The sequence below is a fragment of the Streptomyces sp. NPDC056361 genome, from assembly GCF_042262805.1.
Classification (GTDB): Bacteria; Actinomycetota; Actinomycetes; order Streptomycetales; family Streptomycetaceae; genus Streptomyces.
Genome location: NZ_JBHJQI010000172.1, coordinates 1 through 17,354, shown reverse-complemented (window position 1 = coordinate 17,354; position 17,354 = coordinate 1). Strand labels below are relative to the sequence as shown.

Below are 17,354 nucleotides of genomic sequence, written 5' to 3'. Positions count from 1 at the left end.
GCCCCGGTCCGCACGGACCGGGGCCCCTCCGGCGTTTCCGGCCTCAGAGGGCCGGTACGGGGCCGGTGGAGCCGCGCTGGACGAGGGTCACGGGCAGGGTGACCGGCGGGGGCGTCTCGCCCGCGAGAACGGCGAGGAGCGCCTCCATGCCCCGGCTGCCGAACTCCTCGGCGGGGAGCCGGACCGTGGTGAGCTCGGGTTCCACCGCGGTGGCGAGGGCCAGGTCGTCGAAGCCGGTGATCGACAGGTCCTCGGGTACGCGCAGTCCGAGCCGGCGGGCGGCCTTGAGGACGCCGACCGCGAGGATGTCGTCGTCGCAGACCACCGCGGTGGGCCGGAGGCCGGGGTCGCCGAGTGCGCTGTGGGCGGCCGACCGCGCGTCGGCGACGTTCAGCGAGGAGCGCACGGTGCGCAGCTCCGTGCCGCGCAGGGCGTCGGCGAGGGCCGCGGCGCGGACGTCGAAGGTCCAGGACGGGACGGCGGACGCCAGGTGCAGGAACCGGCGGTGCCCGAGGCCGAGCAGGTGGTCGGTCACCCGCCGCATGCCGTCGGCGACGTCGAGGTTCAGGTGCGCCGAGGCGCCGGGGTCGGACGGGTCGCTGTCGAGCATGACGAGGGGCAGGTCGCTGCCCCGGAAGGCCTTGAGGGCGTCGGCGGCCATGGAGGAGGCGATGACGCCGTCCAGGGCGGCCTGGGCCGAGGCGAAGGGGTCGCGGGCGGGCCCGACGCCGTCGGGGGAGGGGTAGAGCACGACGCCGAAGCCGTGTCGCGCCGCGGCGAGGGCCGCGCCCGTGTGGACGTGGGCGAAGAACTCGTTGGTGAGGGCCGGCACGACGAGCATGGCGGTGCGGGTGCGGCCGAGCCGGAGGTTGCGAGCGGCGAGGTTGGGCCGGTAGCCGAGGTCCCGGGCGGCCGCCCGCACGGCCTCCGCGGTGCGCTCGGAGACGCGGCCGCGCCACTTCTCGCCGAGCACGAGGGAGACGGTGGCCTGCGAGACGCCCGCGGTACGGGCGACGTCCCGGCTGGTCGGGCGCGTGCCGCCGAGCGGCTCCGGGGTCTGCACACAAGCCTCCGCGTCGGACGGTCCCTGGGCGCGGGGTGGACCCGCGTACTGCCGACATGGTACGTATGACTCCTGAAGTTATACGTAAAACCTCGGTCGGGATCCGAGGTGAGGGGAGACCGACATGGCCACCGAGGCCCCCGCGCACGGCGGCTATCTCGACATACTCCGGGCACCGCACGCCGCCCGCCTGCTCACCGGGACCCTCGTCGGACGGCTGCCCAACGGCACCGGCCCCATCGCCATGACCCTGTTCGTCCGGGACCAGGGCGGCAGCTACACCCTGGCCGGCGGCCTGATCGCCGCCTACGGCCTCGCCAACGCCGTCGGGCAGCCGCTCCTCGGCCGGGCCGTCGACCTCAAGGGCCAGCCCCGCGTCCAGCTGCCCGCCGCCGTCCTCTCGGCGCTCGGCATGGTCCTCTTCGCCTTCACCGGCATCGGCCACCTCGCCCTCGCCTACGCGGCCGTCGTCGTCGCCGGGCTCTTCACCCCGCCCCTGGAAGGCGGACTGCGGGCCCTGTGGCCGAGCGTCCTGGGCCGCGAGGACCGGGTGCACCGGGCGTACGCCCTCGACGCCGTCGCCCAGGAGGTCATGTTCACCGTCGGCCCGCTGCTCGTGACGCTCCTCGTCGCCGTGTGGTCGCCCGCCGCCGCCCTCCTCGTCATCAACGTCCTCGGCATCCTCGGCGCCCTCGCCGTCGTGCTCTCCGAGCCGTCCCGCGCCTGGCGCTCCGCCACCCGGGAGGCCCACTGGCTGGGCGCCCTGCGCTCGCCCGGGCTGCTCGCCCTCCTCGGCTCCTTCTTCTTCGTCGGCCTCGCCCTCGGCTCCATCACCGTCGCCGCCGTCGCCTACGCCGACGACCGCGGCACCCCCTCCGCCTACGGCTGGCTGATGGCCGCCCTCGGACTCGGCGCCCTCGTCGGCGGCACCGTCTACGGCGCGCGGCCCTGGGCGGGCACCCCCGAACGACGGCTGAGGGTCCTCGTCCTGCTGCTCGCGGTCTGCTACCTGCCGCTCATGCTCACGCCCGGACCCGTCGCCATGACCGCACTCTCGGTCCTCTCCGGGGTCTTCCTCGCCCCCGTCCTCGCCTGCGCCTTCATCGTGGTCGACCGGCACGCCCCGCGCGGCACCGTCACGGAGGCCTTCTCCTGGCTCGTCACGACGTTCGGCGTCGGCGCGGCCCTCGGCTCCGCCGTCGCCGGACCCGCGGTCGAACTGGCCGGGACCGTGGCAGGGTTCGCCGTCGCCGGCGCGGGCGGTCTCGTCGCCCTCCTCGTCCTCCTCGCCACCGGCCGTGTCCTCGCCGCGCCCGACATGCCCGGCGACACCGCGCGACACGCCGTCGGCGAGACGGTCCCCACCGCCGTACACACCGAAAAGAACGCACGCTGATCGGAAAATGATCGAAACGGGAACGGCCAACCCGGTTTCAGCACAGGCCGTCAGGCGTAATGTTCAGACATGGACCGCCGCATTTTCGGGCTGGAGAACGAGTACGGCGTCACGTGCACGTTCAGGGGACAGCGCCGACTGTCTCCTGACGAAGTGGCGCGCTACCTCTTCCGCCGTGTCGTGTCATGGGGCCGCAGCAGCAATGTCTTCCTGCGGAACGGCGCCCGCCTGTACCTCGACGTGGGATCGCATCCGGAATACGCCACACCGGAATGCGACAACGTGACCGAACTGGTCACCCACGACAAGGCCGGCGAGCGCATTCTCGAAGGCCTTCTCGTCGACGCCGAACGCCGCCTGCACGAGGAGGGAATCGCCGGCGACGTCTACCTCTTCAAGAACAACACCGACTCGGCGGGAAACTCCTACGGCTGCCACGAGAACTATCTCGTCGCCCGCCACGGCGAGTTCTCCCGGCTGGCGGACATCCTGATTCCCTTCCTCGTCACGCGGCAGCTGATCTGCGGCGCGGGAAAGGTCCTCCAGACCCCGCGGGGCGCGGTCTTCTGCGTCTCCCAGCGTGCCGAGCACATCTGGGAGGGCGTCAGCTCCGCGACCACCCGCTCACGGCCCATCATCAACACCCGGGACGAGCCGCACGCCGACGCCGAGCGCTACCGCCGGCTCCACGTCATCGTCGGCGACTCGAACATGTCGGAGACGACCATGCTGCTCAAGGTCGGCGCCACCGACCTGGTGCTGCGCATGATCGAGGCCGGCACCGTGATGCGCGACCTGACCCTGGAGAACCCCATCAGGGCGATCCGCGAGGTCAGCCACGACATCACCGGCCAGCGCAAGGTCCGCCTCGCCAGCGGCCGCGAGGCCTCCGCCCTGGAGGTCCAGCGCGAGTACTACGAGAAGGCCGTCGACTTCGTCGACCGGCGCGGCATCCGCTCCGGCACCGTCGCCCAGGTCCTCGAGCTGTGGGGCCGTACGCTCGACGCGATCGAGAGCGAGCAGCTCGACCGCATCGACACCGAGATCGACTGGGTCATGAAGCACCGGCTCATCGAGCGCTACCGGGCCAAGCACAACATGACCATGTCGAACCCGAGGGTCGCGCAGATAGACCTCGCCTACCACGACATCCACCGCCGTCGTGGGCTCTACTACCTGCTCCAGAAGAACGGGCAGGCGGCGCGGATCTGCAACGACCTGAAGATCTTCGAGGGCAAGTCGGTGCCCCCGCAGACCACTCGGGCCCGGCTCCGCGGCGACTTCATCCGCCGCGCCCAGGAGCAGCGTCGGGACTTCACCGTCGACTGGGTGCACCTCAAGCTGAACGACCAGGCGCAGCGCACCGTGTTGTGCAAGGACCCGTTCCGCTCCGTCGACGACCGGGTGGAAAAGCTGATCGCCGGTATGTAAGACCAGGTCGTACGCGCCCGGGGCCCCGCACGTTTCACGTGCGGGGCCCTCCCGCCGAGAGGAGGGTCCCCTAGAGTGTCGGCACAACTACTGTGCCGTCTGAGATCTGAGGAACACGTGCGCCGACTTGCCGGCCTTCTCGTCGTCCCGCTGCTGCTGCTCTCTACAGCGGCGTGCGGCAGCGACGACAAGGGCTCCGATTCCGCCTCGATGAAGAACGGGCTGCCCGCCATCACCGCGGGGGAGAAGTTCGGGGAGAAGCCGACCCTCGCCAAGGGCGAGGGCGACCCGCCCAAGGAACTGAAGGTCAACGTCATCAGCGAGGGCAAGGGTGCGGTGACGAAGAAGGGCGACGCGCTCCAGGTGAACTACCTGGGCCAGGCCTGGGACTCGACCACCCCCTTCGACAACAGCTTCGACCGCGGCCAGCCGTTCGACCTGACGCTGGGCGCCGGTCAGGTCATCAAGGGCTGGGACCAGGGCCTCGAGGGCCAGAAGGTCGGCAGCCGCATCGAGATCGGGATCCCGCCGGAGCTCGGCTACGGCGCGCAGGGCCAGGGCGACATCAAGCCCAACGCCACCCTCGTCTTCGTCGTGGACATCCTGAAGGCCGTCACCATCCCGAAGTCCGCCACGGGCACCCCGGTCGCCCAGGACGACAAGGACCTGCCGAAGGTCGGCACCAACACCGACGGCAAGGCCCCCTCGCTGACGGTCCCGAAGACCGACCCGCCGACCAAGCTCGTGTCGAACTACGTGCTGGAGGCGAACGGCGAGGCCGTCAAGGCCACCGACACGGTCGTCGTGAACTACGTCGCCGCCCTCTGGAAGGACGGCAAGGTCTTCGACTCGACCTACACCACCGGCAAGCCCGCGAACTTCCCGCTCGAGCAGCTCACGCTGAAGGGCCTCAAGAACGGTCTCGTCGGCAAGAAGATCGGCAGCCGCGTCCTCATCGTCGCCCCGCCGTCCGAGGCGTTCGGCAACGAGGAGAAGCAGGGCATTCCGAAGAACTCCACGCTGGTCTTCGCCGTGGACATCCTGACGAAGATGTAAGACTGTCCCGATCGCGCAGTTCATCAGTATGAGGAGCAGTTCAGTGAGCATCGAGAAGCCCGAGATCGACTTCCCGGGCGGCGAGCCGCCGAAGGACCTGGAGATCAAGGACCTCTGGGAGGGCGACGGCGAGGTCGCCGCCGCCGGTGACTTCGTCAAGGTCCACTACGTGGGCGTGGCCTTCTCCACCGGTGAGGAGTTCGACGCCTCCTGGAACCGCGGGAGCGCGCTCGACTTCAACCTGGGCGCCGGTCAGGTCATCCAGGGCTGGGACCAGGGCATCCAGGGCATGAAGGTCGGCGGTCGCCGCCAGCTGATCATCCCCGCGCACCTCGCCTACGGCGACCGCGGCGCCGGCAGCGCGATCGCCCCGGGCGAGACGCTGATCTTCGTCTGCGACCTCGTGGCCGTGAAGAAGCGCTGACCCGCGCGCACCGCGACCGCTCCAGGTCGCTCAGGGGCCCCCGCCATCCGTGGCGGGGGCCCTCGGCTTTGGCCGCGACACTCCGGGGCGGTACGGTCGGACGTCCGAGAAGTGAATCCGCGGAAGAGGTGCAGGGCGTCGATGGCGATTGCCAAGTCCGAGCGGCTGATGAATCTCGCGCTGTGCCTGCTCGGGACGCGCCGCCCGCTGAGCAAGCGTGAACTCCGTGGCTCCATCGAGGCCTACCTCGAAGCCTCCGGTGACGACGCCTTCAACCGCATGTTCGAGCGCGACAAGGACGACCTGCGTGAGCTCGGCCTCGTCATCGAGACGGTCGAGAACCTGGAGGGCGAGACCGGCTACCTCGCCCGCCGCGACTCCAACCGGCTGCCGCCCATCACCCTCGACGCCGAGGAGGCCGCCGCGCTCGGCCTCGCCGCCAAGGTCTGGCAGCAGGCCCGCCTCGCCGGGGCCGCCAGCGGCGCCCTCCAGAAGCTCCGCGCCGCCGGCATGCCGGAGGCGGAGGACTCGTACGAGACCCAGCCCAGCGCCCTCGAACCCCGCATCCCGGTCCACGAGGCCGCCTTCGAGCCGCTCATGCTGGCCTGCCGCGACCGCCGCCCCGTCGTCTTCGACTACCGCAAGGCCAACGCCGCCCGCCCCGAGACCCGCCAGGTCGAGCCCTGGACCCTCGAATGCTGGCGCGGCCACTGGTACCTCGCCGGCTGGGACCGCGACCGCGGCGCCGAGCGCGTCTTCCGCCTCTCCCGGATCACCGGCAAGGTCCGCTCCCGGGCCGGCGCCTTCACCGCGCCCGTGCCCGACGTCGTCACCGTCCGGGAGACCGTCGAGAGCTGGGCGGGCGAGACCGCGACCCGCACCGCCCGCATCCGGCTCCGCGCCGGCTGCGGCTACCCGCTGCGCGCCCGCGCCCTGTCCGTACAGGAGGGCGCCGACGGGTGGGACGAGCTGGAGATCCCGTACGGCCACGGGCTCGACGCCTGGCTGGTCGAGTTCGGTCCCGACGTCGTCGTCAGGGAACCCGCCGATCTGCGGGCCGATGTGATGGACCGGCTGCGCGCCGTGGCCAAGGGCTGAGGGGGAGACGAACCGCATGGCTGCCAACGCGATCGACCAGACGAGGCGGATGCTCTCCCTGGTCACCTACCTCCGCGAGCGCCCCGGCGCCCACGTCGCCGACGTCGCGCGCGCCTTCGGGATCACCGAGGACGAGCTGATCTCCGACCTGGACGTGCTGCCCATGTGCGGCACCAGCTTCCGCGGCGGAGACCTCCTCGACATCGACACCGACGGCGACCGGATCTGGTGGCACAACCCCGACGACGTGGCGGCGCCGCTGCGGCTCGCCGCCGACGAGGCGACCGCACTCCTCGTCGCCGCCCGCGCCGTCGCCACCCTGCCCGGGCTCCGCGAGAGCGACCGGGAGGCGCTGCTGCGCGCCACCGCCAAGCTGGAGGCCGCGGCGGGCGAGGCCGCCGGGGCCAGCTCCCGGCTCTCGGTCACCTTCGAGTCCGAGGGCGGCGTCTTCGCCGAGGTCGACCGGGCCATCTCCGAGCGCCGGCGCCTCTGGGTGCGCTACTACTCGCCCGCGCGCGACGAGCTCACCGAACGCGAGGTCGACCCGATCCGGCTCTTCGCCGTCGGCCACACGTACATGGAGGCGTGGTGCCGGCTCTCCGAGGCGCGCCGCACCTTCCGGCTCGACCGCGTCGTGGAGATCCGCATCCTCGACGAGCACGCCGCGCCGCCGGAGCTGGAACTGCGCGACCTCTCCGAGGGCCTCGTGCATCCCTCCGCCGACGACCCGGAGGTCGTGGTCGAGGTGGGACCGGGCGGCCGCTGGGTCGCCGAGTACTACCCGCACGACCGGGCCGACGAGCTGCCCGACGGCGGACTGCGGATCACGCTGCGCACGCCCGACCCCGCCTCGCTGCGCAGGCTCGCGCTCCGGCTGGGCAGCGACGGGCGGATCGTCGCGCCGGCCGAGCTCGCCGACAGCGCCAGGACGGCGGCCGCCGCCGCGCTCGCCGCGTACGAGGGAGTGTGACGGTCCTCGCGCCCGCGACGCTGTTACTGACGTACCGAAGGTCCAGAGAGAGATGAGGGAAGTGTCCGCGATGCACGGTCTCACGGCGACGATCGCCCCGGTCCTCTTCAAGGCCGCCTGCCCCGACTGCCGCTCCCGCTTCGAACTCTCCGCGAGCGCCCTGCGCCTGGCCATCGGCGCCAGCCGCCGCACGACCTTCTACTCGTTCACCTGCCCCGAGTGCGGCAGCGCCGTCCGCAAGCCCGCCGGCGAGCGCATCGTCGAACTCCTCACCGGCGGCGGCGTGCGCACCCTGCGGCTCCACACGACCGTCTGAGTAGGCTCACGCACATGTTCTGGCCCATGCTCGCCATCGCCCTCGGCTTCCTCGGGATCGCCGTCCTCGGCGTCCTCGGCATCAAGGTATTCCTCGAAGTGCAGCGCCTCGGCCGACAAGTGGCGCACACCACAGAGCAGATCAGCCGAGCGGCCGGGGAGCTGGAAACGGCCGCCGTGGGACTGGCCCGAACCGGCGAGTCGCTGCGCTGAGACCGTGCCGTACCCTGCGTGAAAGGGTCCACATCCGGGCTCGTGCCACGAAATCGGGAGTATGCAAGGGCATTGCCCTGCGTTTACTCCTGCGGGTTACGATCGCAGGCAGCGCGGTGGCCGGACAGATGTCCGACCCGCCGGGCGCCCGCACTCCATGTCGCCTCGGTGAAGAAGGTAAACGCTATGGGTAGGCTCGGCCCCACCGAGATCATTCTGATCCTCGTCGTGATCATCCTCCTGTTCGGCGCCAAGAAGCTTCCGGACATGGCCCGCTCGCTGGGCAAGTCGGCTCGCATCCTCAAGAGCGAGGCGAAGGCGATGAAGTCGGACGACCAGCAGAGCGCCCCCGCCGACCCGCCGCACGCGGGCACCGGGACGCAGGAGCCCGCGCCGCGCACCATCCAGGCCGCTCCCGGCGACGTGACCAGCTCGCGCCCCGTGGCCGAGCCCTCGGACACCACCAAGCGCTGACCCGGTCCGCCGCAGCCGCCGCACCGGGCGGCGGCTGCCGCACGAGATGAGGACCTGGGTTGCCCAAGTCTGCCCCCAAGCAGGAGAAGGATCCCGAGGGCCGGATGCCCCTCGTGGAGCACCTGCGTGAACTCCGCAACCGCCTGGCGAAGGGCCTCCTCGCCATCTCGGCGGTGACGATCGTCGCCCTCGTCTACAGCGAGGAGCTGATGCAGTTCCTCACGAAGTCGGTGCCCACCTGCGCTCCGGGTGTCACCAGCGACGGCGGCAACTGCGCGATCGTCTCCTTCAACACGCTGATGGCTCCCTTCAGCACGACGATCCAGCTGTCGCTGACGGCGGGCCTCGTCGTCGCGAGCCCGGTCTGGCTCTACCAGCTGTGGGCGTTCGTCGCGCCCGGGCTGCACAAGAACGAGAAGAAGTACACGTACGCCTTCGTCGGCGCGGCCGTGCCGCTCTTCGCCGCGGGCGCGTACCTCGCGTACCTCATCCTGCCCGTCAGCGTGAAGGTCCTCATCAGCCTCACGCCCAGCGGCTCCGCGAACATCCTGTCGCTCAACGACGTCCTCGACTTCACGCTGCGCATGGTGCTCGTCTTCGGCCTCGCCTTCGAGCTCCCCCTCGTCCTGGTGATGCTGAACCTCACCGGTGTCCTCACCGGTCGCCGCATGGCCGGCTGGTGGCGCGGTGTGATCATGGGCGTCTTCGTCTTCGGCGCCGTCATCACCCCGACCACCGACCCGGTCGGCATGATCGCCCTCGCCGGGCCGATCACGATCCTGTACTTCGGGGCCGTGGGCTTCTCCCTCCTCAACGACCGACGGCGCCGGCGCGGCAACCCCGACGCCGAGCTCGACGACGACGAGGCCTCCTCGCTCGACCTGACGCCCCAGGCCGTCGGCGCCGTCGAGCCCGTCGCCGCCACCCGCGCCCTGCCCGAGCAGGCCACCGGCGAGCACGGCGGAACCACCGCGCAGCGGCTCAACGGTTACGACGACATCACCTGATCTTGTAGGGTCCCCCCAGACTCCGTCCGGGGGGACCCCCAATGACCAGCGACATCACCCTCTTCGTCAATCCCGCCGCGGGCCGCGGCCGCGGGGCCGATGCCGCCCAGCCCGCCGCGCGGGTGCTCAGGGACGCGGGGTTCTCCGTCCGCACCGTCCTCGGGCTCGACGTGGCCGACGCCCTGGCACGCGCGCGCGAGGCCGTCGCCGACGGCACCGGAGCCCTCGTCGCCGTCGGCGGCGACGGAATGATCTCCCTCGCCCTCCAGGTCGTCGCCGGCACCCGCACCCCGCTCGGCGTCATCGCCGCCGGCACCGGCAACGACTTCGCCCGCACCCTCGGCCTGCCCGTCCGCGACCCGGCCGCCGCGGCCCGCCTCGCCGCCGGGATCCTGAACGGCGCGGGGGCCCGCGCGATGGACCTCGGACGCGTGACGAGCGGGACGCGCACCCGCTGGTACGGCACCGTGCTCGCCTCCGGATTCGACTCCCGGGTCAACGACCGCGGCAACCGGATGCGCCTCCCCGCCGGCCGCTTCAAGTACGACCTCGCGATCCTCGCCGAGCTCGCCGCCTTCCGGCCCGTCCCGTACCGCCTGACCCTGGACGACGGGCGCGTCCTGGAGACCGACGCCACCCTCGTCGCCGTCGGCAACGGCAGCTCCTACGGCGGAGGCATGCGGATCTGCGCCGACGCGCGCACCGACGACGGACTCCTCGACGTCACCGTCGTCGGAGACTGCGACCGCACCACCCTCCTCAAGGTCTTCCCCCGGGTTTACAAGGGCACGCACCTCGACCACCCCAAGGTCACCACCCACCGCGTCCGCTCCCTCACCCTCGACGCCCCGGACACCACCGGTTACGCCGACGGCGAGCCGCTCGGCCCGCTGCCGCTCGCCGTGGAGTGCGTCCCGAACGCCCTGCGGGTCCTCGCGCCCACCGAGCCCACACCCCCTGGAACCGAGCCCTCCGCATCCCCTCGATAAAGATCGCGTCACTGTCACAGGTGGCGGGTAGGCTCGACGACAAGATGACAGAGGACCTCACACCAGCCGAGGCGTACGCGGCCGCTCGCGCCCGCAACGCCGAGCAGCGCACCGCACTGGCACCCTTCCGCGAGCTGTACGAGTTCGGTCTGGACCCCTTCCAGATCGAGGCGTGCAAGGCACTCGAAGCGGGCAAGGGCGTGCTCGTCGCCGCGCCCACGGGCTCCGGCAAGACCATCGTCGGCGAGTTCGCCGTCCACCTCGCCCTCACCCAGGGCCGCAAGTGCTTCTACACGACGCCCATCAAGGCGCTGTCGAACCAGAAGTACGCCGACCTCGTCAAGCGGTACGGCGCCGACAAGGTCGGCCTCCTCACCGGCGACAACAGTGTCAACGGCGACGCGCCGATCGTCGTCATGACCACCGAAGTCCTCCGCAACATGCTCTACGCCGGATCCCAGGCCCTCTCCGGCCTCGGATACGTCGTCATGGACGAGGTCCACTACCTCTCCGACCGCTTCCGCGGCGCGGTCTGGGAGGAAGTGATCATCCACCTCCCCGAATCCGTCACCCTCGTCTCACTCTCCGCGACCGTCTCCAACGCCGAGGAGTTCGGCGACTGGCTCGACACCGTCCGCGGCGACACCGAGGTCATCGTCTCCGAGAGCCGCCCCGTACCGCTGTGGCAGCACGTCCTCGCCGGACGCCGGATGTACGACCTCTTCGAGGAGGAGACCGACCACGGCGGCCGCGGCTCCGCCCGCCGCGAGGTCAACCCCGACCTCATGCGCCTCGCCCGCACCGAGAACACGGCGTACAACCCGCGCGACCGGCGCCGCGGCAAGATGGTCCGCGAGGCCGACCGCGAGCGCGAGCGCCGCCAGCGCTCCCGCATCTGGACCCCCGGCCGCCCCGAGGTCATCGAGCGCCTCGACGCCGAGGGACTGCTGCCCGCCATCACCTTCATCTTCAGCCGCGCCGGCTGCGAGGCCGCCGTCCAGCAGTGCCTGTACGCCGGACTGCGCCTCAACAACGACGAGGGACGCCTGCGCGTCCGCGAGATCGTCGAGGAGCGCACCGCCGCCATCCCCGCCGAGGACCTCCACGTCCTCGGCTACTACGAGTGGCTCGAAGCCCTGGAGCGGGGCATCGCCGCCCACCACGCCGGCATGCTCCCCACCTTCAAGGAAGTCGTCGAGGAGCTCTTCGTCCGCGGGCTCGTCAAGGCCGTCTTCGCGACCGAGACCCTCGCCCTCGGCATCAACATGCCCGCGCGGTCCGTCGTCCTCGAGAAGCTCGTCAAGTGGAACGGCGAGCAGCACGCCGACATCACCCCCGGCGAGTACACCCAGCTCACCGGCCGCGCCGGCCGTCGCGGCATCGACGTCGAGGGCCACGCCGTCGTGCTCTGGCAGCGCGGCCTCGACCCCGGCCACCTCGCCGGACTCGCCGGCACGCGCACCTACCCCCTGCGCTCCAGCTTCCGGCCCTCGTACAACATGGCGGTCAACCTCGTCGACCAGTTCGGCCGGCACCGCTCCCGCGAACTCCTCGAAACCTCCTTCGCCCAGTTCCAGGCCGACCGCTCCGTCGTCGGCATCTCCCGGCAGGTGCAGAAGAACGAGGAGGGACTCGAGGGCTACCGCGAGGGCATGACCTGCCACCTCGGCGACTTCGAGGAGTACGCGCGGCTCCGCCGCGACCTCAAGGACCGCGAGACCGAACTGGCCCGGCAGGGCGCCGCGCAGCGCCGTGCCCAGGCCGCCGGCTCGCTGGAGAAGCTCAAGCCCGGCGACATCATCCACGTGCCGACCGGCAAGTTCGCCGGCCTCGCCCTCGTCCTCGACCCCGGCATCCCGGCGGGCCGCACCAACGGCCACCGCGGCTTCGAGTACCACGACGGCCCGCGCCCCCTGGTGCTCACCGCCGAGCGGCAGGTCAAGAGGCTCGCCTCCATCGACTTCCCCGTGCCCGTCGAGGCGCTGGAGCGGATGAGGATCCCCAAGACCTTCAACCCCCGCTCCCCGCAGTCCCGTCGCGACCTCGCCTCCGCCCTGCGCAGCAAGGCCGGACACATCAACCCCGAGCGCCACCACAAGCAGCGCTCCGCCGCCGCCGACGACCGCGAGATCGCCCGCCTGCGCACCGAGCTCCGCGCCCACCCCTGCCACGGCTGCGACGAGCGCGAGGACCACGCCCGCTGGGCCGAGCGCTACCACCGCCTCCAGCGCGACACCCAGCAGCTGGAGCGGCGCATCGAGGGCCGCACCAACACCATCGCCCGCACCTTCGACCGGATCGTCGCGCTCCTCACCGAACTCGACTACCTGCGCGGCGACGACGTCACCGACAACGGCAAGCGGCTCGCCCGGCTCTACGGCGAACTCGACCTGCTGGCCTCCGAATGCCTCAGGGACCGGGTCTGGGAGGGCCTCACCCCGGCCGAACTCGCCGCCTGCGTCTCCGCGTTGGTGTTCGAGTCGCGCCAGGCCGACGACGCCGTCGCGCCCAAGCTGCCGACCGGCAACGCCAAGGCGGCGCTCGGCGAGATGGTCCGCATCTGGGGCCGCCTCGACGCCCTCGAAGAGGAATTCAAGATCAACCAGGCCGAGGGCGTCGGCCAGCGCGAACCCGACCTCGGCTTCGCCTGGGCCGCCTACCAGTGGGCCTCCGACAAGAGCCTCGACGAGGTCCTCCGCGAGGCCGAGATGCCCGCCGGCGACTTCGTCCGCTGGTGCAAGCAGGTCATCGACGTCCTCGGGCAGATCGCCGCGGCCGCGCCCAAGGAGAACAGCACCGTCGCGAAGAACGCCCGCAAGGCCGTGGACTCGCTGCTCCGCGGTGTCGTCGCCTACAGCTCGGTGGGCTGACGGCCCGACAGTTCCCGAAGGGGCCCGTGGCGTGCGCGCCGCGGGCCCCTTCGGCGTCTCCGTCCCTGTCGTACTCCCTTCGGTGTCTCCTTCGCGCCCTTCGGTCGGCGCACCCTCTTCGGCGCCCCCGGCGTGCCGCCCGCGGACGGTTGTCCACAGGTCGTCGTCCACAGGGCTGGCGCGGGGGAGGACCCTTCCGCTTGCATGGACTCGTACACACGGACAGTGAGTTGGGGAGGGGACGTACGTGACCAGGCAAGCCGGTCCCGACGCCGGGACGCGCGCGACGCAGCCGACCGCGACCATCGCCGAGGGCCCCCGGGGGGTGCCGCTCCTCGGCAACCTGCCCGCCTTCGGCAAGGACCCGCTCGCCTTCTTCGAACAGCTCAGGGAGCGCGGGGACTTCGTCCGCTGGCGCTTCGGTCGCGGCCCCGCCCTCTTCATCGCCCACCCCGACGCCATCGGCGAACTCCTCACCGAGGTCGAGCACACCTTCGACCAGCCCGACCTCGGCATCGCCTTCCGCACCCTCCTCGGCAACGGCGTGGTCGTCGCCAAGGGTGCCGACTGGCGACGCAAGCGCTCCCTGGTCCAGCCCTCCGTCCGCCCCAAGCAGGTCCGCTCCTACGCCGCGACGATGACCGAGTGCGCCGTCGCCCTCGCCGACCGATGGACCGACGGGCAGCACATCGACATCAAGAAGGAGATGGCCGCCCTCACCCAACTCGTCGCCGTCCGCACCATCTTCGGAGTCGACACCGCGGCGGACGCCGAGTCCATCGGCCGGGCCATGGACATCGCGCAGAAGGAGATCGGCGCCGAGTTCAGCGGCATCGGAGCCGTACTCCCCGACTGGATCCCCACCCCCGGACGCGCCCGCATCAAGCGCGCCACCGCCGTCATCGACGCCGAGGTCTCCCGCGTCGTCTCCCGCCACCGCGACGGCGACACCGAGCGCCCCGACCTCCTCAGCCGCCTCCTCGCCGCCCGGGACGAGACCGGCGCCCGCCTCACCGACCGGGAGATCCGCGACGAGACCGTCACCCTCTACATCGGCGGCCACGAGACCACCAGCTCCACCCTCGTCTGGGCCTGGTACCTGCTCTCCCGCAACCCCCGGGTCCGCGACGCCCTCGCCGAGGAACTCGACCGGGTCCTCGCCGACCACGAACCCGGCTACGACGACTACGCCTCGCTGACGTACACCCAGGCCGTCATCAAGGAGACCCTCCGCCTCTACCCGACGATCTGGCTCATCACCGGCATCGCCAAGGAGGGCGCCACCCTCGGCGGCGCCCCCGTCCCCACCGGCACCCGCGTCTGGTCCAGCCAGTGGGCCACCCACCGCGACCCCCGCTGGTACGGCGACGCCGACGCCTTCCGCCCCGAGCGCTGGCTCACCACCGAGGACGGCGAACCCACCGAGCAGATACCCGAGTACGCCTGGTTCCCCTTCGGCGGCGGCCCCCGCGTCTGCCTCGGCACCCGTTTCGCCCTCGTCGAGGCCGTCCTCGTCCTCGCCGTCCTCGCCCGCCGCTTCCACCTCGACCTCACCACCGACGACATCCGCCCGGTCCCCAGCCTCACCCTCCAACCGGACCGCGACGTCCACGCCACGGTCCGCGCCCGGGGCTGACGCACCGGAGCCGGGTGGCTGTCGTCGGGCTCACCCTGCCGCAGGACGTCACCGCCGGCGGCTTCGACGTGGTCCTCTGCCGCAACCTCCTCGCCTACGTCGACGACGTCGCCGGCACCGGGGACCCCGGCCTGACGGGCCGGGGACGGGGGCGCGGCCCTCGCGTGGCGGGGGCCGCGCCGGTCAGGCCGGGGTGGGGGCCGGTCGTCGCTCGGCGCGGTTCGTCCAGAGGGCGCGGACGATGAGGAACAGGGGGAGGCCGAGGGGGGAGAGGAGGATGGTGAGGAGGAGGACAGGGCCCATGAGGAGTGGGGGGACGGCGAGGCGGCGGGCCTCGCGGTAGATCCACTGGCCGAGGAGGAGGTCCCAGGCGATGACCTGGGCCCAGAGGGCGCCGGCGCCGTCGGCCAGGGTGGTGAGGTCGCGGAAGGTGTCGATGTCGGGGCTGGTGACGGCGGTCCAGAGCTCCGGGAAGACGGGGACGGCGAACACCGCCCAGACGGCCAGGAGGGGGAGGACGGTCAGGGGGGAGGCGGCGATGCGCTCGGTCGTCCGCCAGTGCGGGGCGAAGATCATGAGCAGCCAGACCGGGGCCGCGAGGAGGAAGGTCAGCTCGAACAGGAAGCCGGTCATGCCGGGACCTCCTCGGAGGGTGCCGGTGCGGGGGAGGGGGCCGCGGCCCGCAGGGACAGGGTGGCGGCGAGCGCGGTGAGCAGGGCGATCGCGGCCGCCGCGGTCAGGGTCGCGCCGTCCGGCGAGAAGAGGGCCTGGCCGCGGAGGGCCTGCCAGGTCAGGAGGACGAAGGTCGCGGTGTAGGCGCCGGCGGCGGTGAGGGTCAGCCGGAGGCGGACGCGGTCGTCGGCGAGGCGGACGAAGCGCGGGGTGAGCGCGGCGAGGACGAGCAGCAGGAGCGGGAGCAGCTGCAGCGCGTGCATGCCGAAGAAGTGCGGGATGCGCAGGTCGCCGCCGGTGGTGGACCAGCCCGTCAGGGGCATCGACGGACCGCCGTCGGGGACGCCGACGCTGTGGGCGCCGCTGATCGGCGGCTCGTCGACCGTGAGCTGCTCGGGGGTCGGAGGGACCATCAGGAAGCCGACGGCGGCGCCCGCCAGGGCGATCAGCGAGGACAGGCGGACGGCCCAGGCGGTGGCCCGGTCGAGGATCCGGGCGCGCAGCAGCAGGACCGCGATGGTCAGGGCGCCCAGCCACAGCACGACGACGGTGGCCCCCATGACCTGGAAGACGGCGTTGTCGAAGGGCGTCGCCTGGTTGAAGTGGCTCTGGGTGCCTCGGACCACCTGGAGGGTGATCAGAGCCATCTCGACGGCGCTGGCGACGGTGACCACCGTGCCGGCCCACCAGCCGATGCGGTGGGCGCGCGGCAGCGGGGCGAGCAGCGACAGCATCCAGGCGAGCGAGAGCCCGTACGCGATGAACGAGAGCGAGAACTTGAGCGGCTTGGTCCAGATCGGTACGCCGACCAGGATCCGGTCGTCGACCACCAGGCCGATGCCGGAGACGACCGCGAGGACCGCCATCGACGCGGTGAACCAGACCAGCGGTCGGTGCAGTCGGGCGAGCGGGTGCAGTAAGGACATGTGATCCCCCGTGGAAAGCCGTGACAGTACGGGCAGTTGATGTATGGATAGTGGCACTAGCCGCTATCTGATAGCGCCACTATCTATGATGGAGGCGTCGGTCGGCAAGGCCGTGGAAAGACCGGAAGGATGAACAAGCGGTGCGCATCGGAGAGTTGAGTCGCAGGACCGGGGTGTCCGTGCCGACCATCAAGTTCTACGTACGGGAAGGACTGCTGCCGGCCGGAGAGTTGACGAGCCCGAACCAGGCCTCGTACGGGGAGACGCATGTACAGCGCCTCCGCCTGATCCGGGCGCTCCTCGACGTGGGCGGACTGTCGGTCGCGGGGATCCGCAGCGTCATCGAGGCGGTCGACGACACCGACAGGCCGGTGCACAGGGTGCTCGGCGCGGCGGCCAGCCGCATGGTGCCGCGCTACGACCGCGAGCCTGGCGCCGGAATGGAGGACGCGCGGCGGAAGGTCGACGAGTTGATCGCCGCGCGCGGCTGGAACACGGTCCCGGACAACCCGGCCTCGCAGTCGCTGGCGACGGCGCTCGCGGCCCTCGACGAGGTCGGCCACGGCGCGTTCGTCGATGTCCTGGACGTCTACGCGGACGCCGCGGAGCAGGTGGCGCGGGCGGACCTCGACTACGTCGCGCGCAACGTGGCCCGCGAGGAGCTGGTGGAGAGCGCCGTCGTCGGCACGGTCCTCGGCGACGCGATCTTCTCGGCCCTTCGGCGGATGGCCCACGTCGATGCTTCGGAGCGCGTCTTCGGGGAGGCGAAGTAGGGCGGCGGGCTCCGTCGCCGGAACGCGCAAGGGGCGGGGCG

At 71.7% G+C, this 17,354-nt stretch carries 17 protein-coding genes; 14 read left to right on the top strand and 3 right to left on the bottom strand.

What is annotated here, in order from left to right; genetic code table 11:
• Positions 1-43: 43 nt before the first annotated feature.
• Complete coding sequence (locus tag ACFCY7_RS35525; protein ID WP_376490204.1) at positions 44-1,063, bottom strand: LacI family DNA-binding transcriptional regulator; 1,020 nt, start codon at positions 1,061-1,063, stop codon at positions 44-46.
• Positions 1,064-1,187: 124 nt separating this feature from the next.
• Between ACFCY7_RS35525 and ACFCY7_RS35520 the strand changes: the two genes are divergently transcribed.
• From ACFCY7_RS35520 to ACFCY7_RS35460, 13 genes are all read left to right on the top strand, one after another.
• Positions 1,188-2,459, top strand: a complete 1,272-nt coding sequence (locus ACFCY7_RS35520; RefSeq protein ID WP_376490203.1) for an MFS transporter — start codon at positions 1,188-1,190, stop codon at positions 2,457-2,459.
• A 69-nt stretch (positions 2,460-2,528) separates the two neighbouring features.
• Positions 2,529-3,890: a Pup--protein ligase gene (pafA, locus tag ACFCY7_RS35515; RefSeq protein ID WP_376490202.1), complete on the top strand. Its 1,362-nt coding sequence runs from the start codon at positions 2,529-2,531 to the stop codon at positions 3,888-3,890.
• A gap of 117 nt (positions 3,891-4,007) precedes the next feature.
• Positions 4,008-4,946, top strand: coding sequence for an FKBP-type peptidyl-prolyl cis-trans isomerase (locus ACFCY7_RS35510; RefSeq protein WP_376490201.1), 939 nt, complete (start codon positions 4,008-4,010; stop codon positions 4,944-4,946).
• A gap of 43 nt (positions 4,947-4,989) precedes the next feature.
• Positions 4,990-5,370, top strand: coding sequence for an FKBP-type peptidyl-prolyl cis-trans isomerase (locus ACFCY7_RS35505; RefSeq protein WP_376490200.1), 381 nt, complete (start codon positions 4,990-4,992; stop codon positions 5,368-5,370).
• Between the two features lie 141 nt (positions 5,371-5,511).
• A complete protein-coding gene (locus ACFCY7_RS35500) occupies positions 5,512-6,468 on the top strand; it encodes a helix-turn-helix transcriptional regulator (RefSeq protein ID WP_376490199.1) in 957 nt (318 codons plus the stop codon).
• 16 nt (positions 6,469-6,484) lie between these two features.
• Entirely contained in the window at positions 6,485-7,438 is a 954-nt protein-coding gene (locus ACFCY7_RS35495) for a helix-turn-helix transcriptional regulator (protein ID WP_376490198.1), read from the top strand.
• A gap of 52 nt (positions 7,439-7,490) precedes the next feature.
• Positions 7,491-7,754, top strand: a complete 264-nt coding sequence (locus tag ACFCY7_RS35490; RefSeq protein WP_367820572.1) for a hypothetical protein — start codon at positions 7,491-7,493, stop codon at positions 7,752-7,754.
• A gap of 14 nt (positions 7,755-7,768) precedes the next feature.
• Positions 7,769-7,966, top strand: a complete 198-nt coding sequence (locus ACFCY7_RS35485) for a hypothetical protein (RefSeq protein WP_376490197.1) — start codon at positions 7,769-7,771, stop codon at positions 7,964-7,966.
• 186 nt (positions 7,967-8,152) lie between these two features.
• Positions 8,153-8,440, top strand: a complete 288-nt coding sequence (tatA, locus tag ACFCY7_RS35480; protein ID WP_362560481.1) for a Sec-independent protein translocase subunit TatA — start codon at positions 8,153-8,155, stop codon at positions 8,438-8,440.
• 104 nt (positions 8,441-8,544) lie between these two features.
• Positions 8,545-9,447 carry a twin-arginine translocase subunit TatC gene (gene tatC / locus ACFCY7_RS35475; protein WP_376490205.1) on the top strand — a complete coding sequence of 301 codons (903 nt, stop codon included), beginning with the start codon at positions 8,545-8,547 and terminating at the stop codon, positions 9,445-9,447.
• 41 nt (positions 9,448-9,488) lie between these two features.
• The gene (locus tag ACFCY7_RS35470; RefSeq protein WP_376490196.1) at positions 9,489-10,436 is read left to right on the top strand and encodes a diacylglycerol kinase; all 948 of its coding nucleotides are present in this window, start codon (positions 9,489-9,491) and stop codon (positions 10,434-10,436) included.
• A 44-nt stretch (positions 10,437-10,480) separates the two neighbouring features.
• Entirely contained in the window at positions 10,481-13,306 is a 2,826-nt protein-coding gene (locus tag ACFCY7_RS35465; protein WP_376490195.1) for a DEAD/DEAH box helicase, read from the top strand.
• Between the two features lie 247 nt (positions 13,307-13,553).
• Positions 13,554-14,942, top strand: a complete 1,389-nt coding sequence (locus ACFCY7_RS35460; RefSeq protein WP_376490194.1) for a cytochrome P450 — start codon at positions 13,554-13,556, stop codon at positions 14,940-14,942.
• A gap of 183 nt (positions 14,943-15,125) precedes the next feature.
• On the opposite strand, the gene ACFCY7_RS35455 is transcribed toward ACFCY7_RS35460, so the two are convergent.
• Together ACFCY7_RS35455 and ACFCY7_RS35450 are read right to left on the bottom strand one after the other, a co-directional pair.
• Positions 15,126-15,575: an ABA4-like family protein gene (locus ACFCY7_RS35455; protein ID WP_376490193.1), complete on the bottom strand. Its 450-nt coding sequence runs from the start codon at positions 15,573-15,575 to the stop codon at positions 15,126-15,128.
• Positions 15,572-16,540, bottom strand: coding sequence for a hypothetical protein (locus tag ACFCY7_RS35450; protein ID WP_376490192.1), 969 nt, complete (start codon positions 16,538-16,540; stop codon positions 15,572-15,574). The genes ACFCY7_RS35455 and ACFCY7_RS35450 overlap by 4 nt, the downstream gene beginning before the upstream one ends.
• 140 nt (positions 16,541-16,680) lie before the next feature.
• Here ACFCY7_RS35450 and ACFCY7_RS35445 point away from each other — a divergent pair, with 140 nt between their 5' ends.
• On the top strand, positions 16,681-17,313 hold the full coding sequence (locus ACFCY7_RS35445; RefSeq protein ID WP_376490191.1) for a MerR family transcriptional regulator: 633 nt from the start codon (positions 16,681-16,683) through the stop codon (positions 17,311-17,313).
• Positions 17,314-17,354: the final 41 nt, after the last annotated feature.

What these genes read in the sequence shown, in the direction of transcription:
- ACFCY7_RS35520 (WP_376490203.1), top strand. Translation starts at nt 1,188, where the DNA reads ATGGCCACCGAGGCCCCCGCGCACGGCGGCTATCTCGACATACTCCGG.
- pafA (WP_376490202.1), top strand. Translation starts at nt 2,529, where the DNA reads ATGGACCGCCGCATTTTCGGGCTGGAGAACGAGTACGGCGTCACGTGC.
- ACFCY7_RS35500 (WP_376490199.1), top strand. Translation starts at nt 5,512, where the DNA reads ATGGCGATTGCCAAGTCCGAGCGGCTGATGAATCTCGCGCTGTGCCTG.
- ACFCY7_RS35495 (WP_376490198.1), top strand. Translation starts at nt 6,485, where the DNA reads ATGGCTGCCAACGCGATCGACCAGACGAGGCGGATGCTCTCCCTGGTC.
- ACFCY7_RS35490 (WP_367820572.1), top strand. Translation starts at nt 7,491, where the DNA reads ATGAGGGAAGTGTCCGCGATGCACGGTCTCACGGCGACGATCGCCCCG.
- ACFCY7_RS35485 (WP_376490197.1), top strand. Translation starts at nt 7,769, where the DNA reads ATGTTCTGGCCCATGCTCGCCATCGCCCTCGGCTTCCTCGGGATCGCC.
- tatA (WP_362560481.1), top strand. Translation starts at nt 8,153, where the DNA reads ATGGGTAGGCTCGGCCCCACCGAGATCATTCTGATCCTCGTCGTGATC.
- tatC (WP_376490205.1), top strand. Translation starts at nt 8,545, where the DNA reads ATGCCCCTCGTGGAGCACCTGCGTGAACTCCGCAACCGCCTGGCGAAG.
- ACFCY7_RS35470 (WP_376490196.1), top strand. Translation starts at nt 9,489, where the DNA reads ATGACCAGCGACATCACCCTCTTCGTCAATCCCGCCGCGGGCCGCGGC.
- ACFCY7_RS35465 (WP_376490195.1), top strand. Translation starts at nt 10,481, where the DNA reads ATGACAGAGGACCTCACACCAGCCGAGGCGTACGCGGCCGCTCGCGCC.
- ACFCY7_RS35455 (WP_376490193.1), bottom strand. Translation starts at nt 15,575, where the DNA reads ATGACCGGCTTCCTGTTCGAGCTGACCTTCCTCCTCGCGGCCCCGGTC.
- ACFCY7_RS35450 (WP_376490192.1), bottom strand. Translation starts at nt 16,540, where the DNA reads ATGTCCTTACTGCACCCGCTCGCCCGACTGCACCGACCGCTGGTCTGG.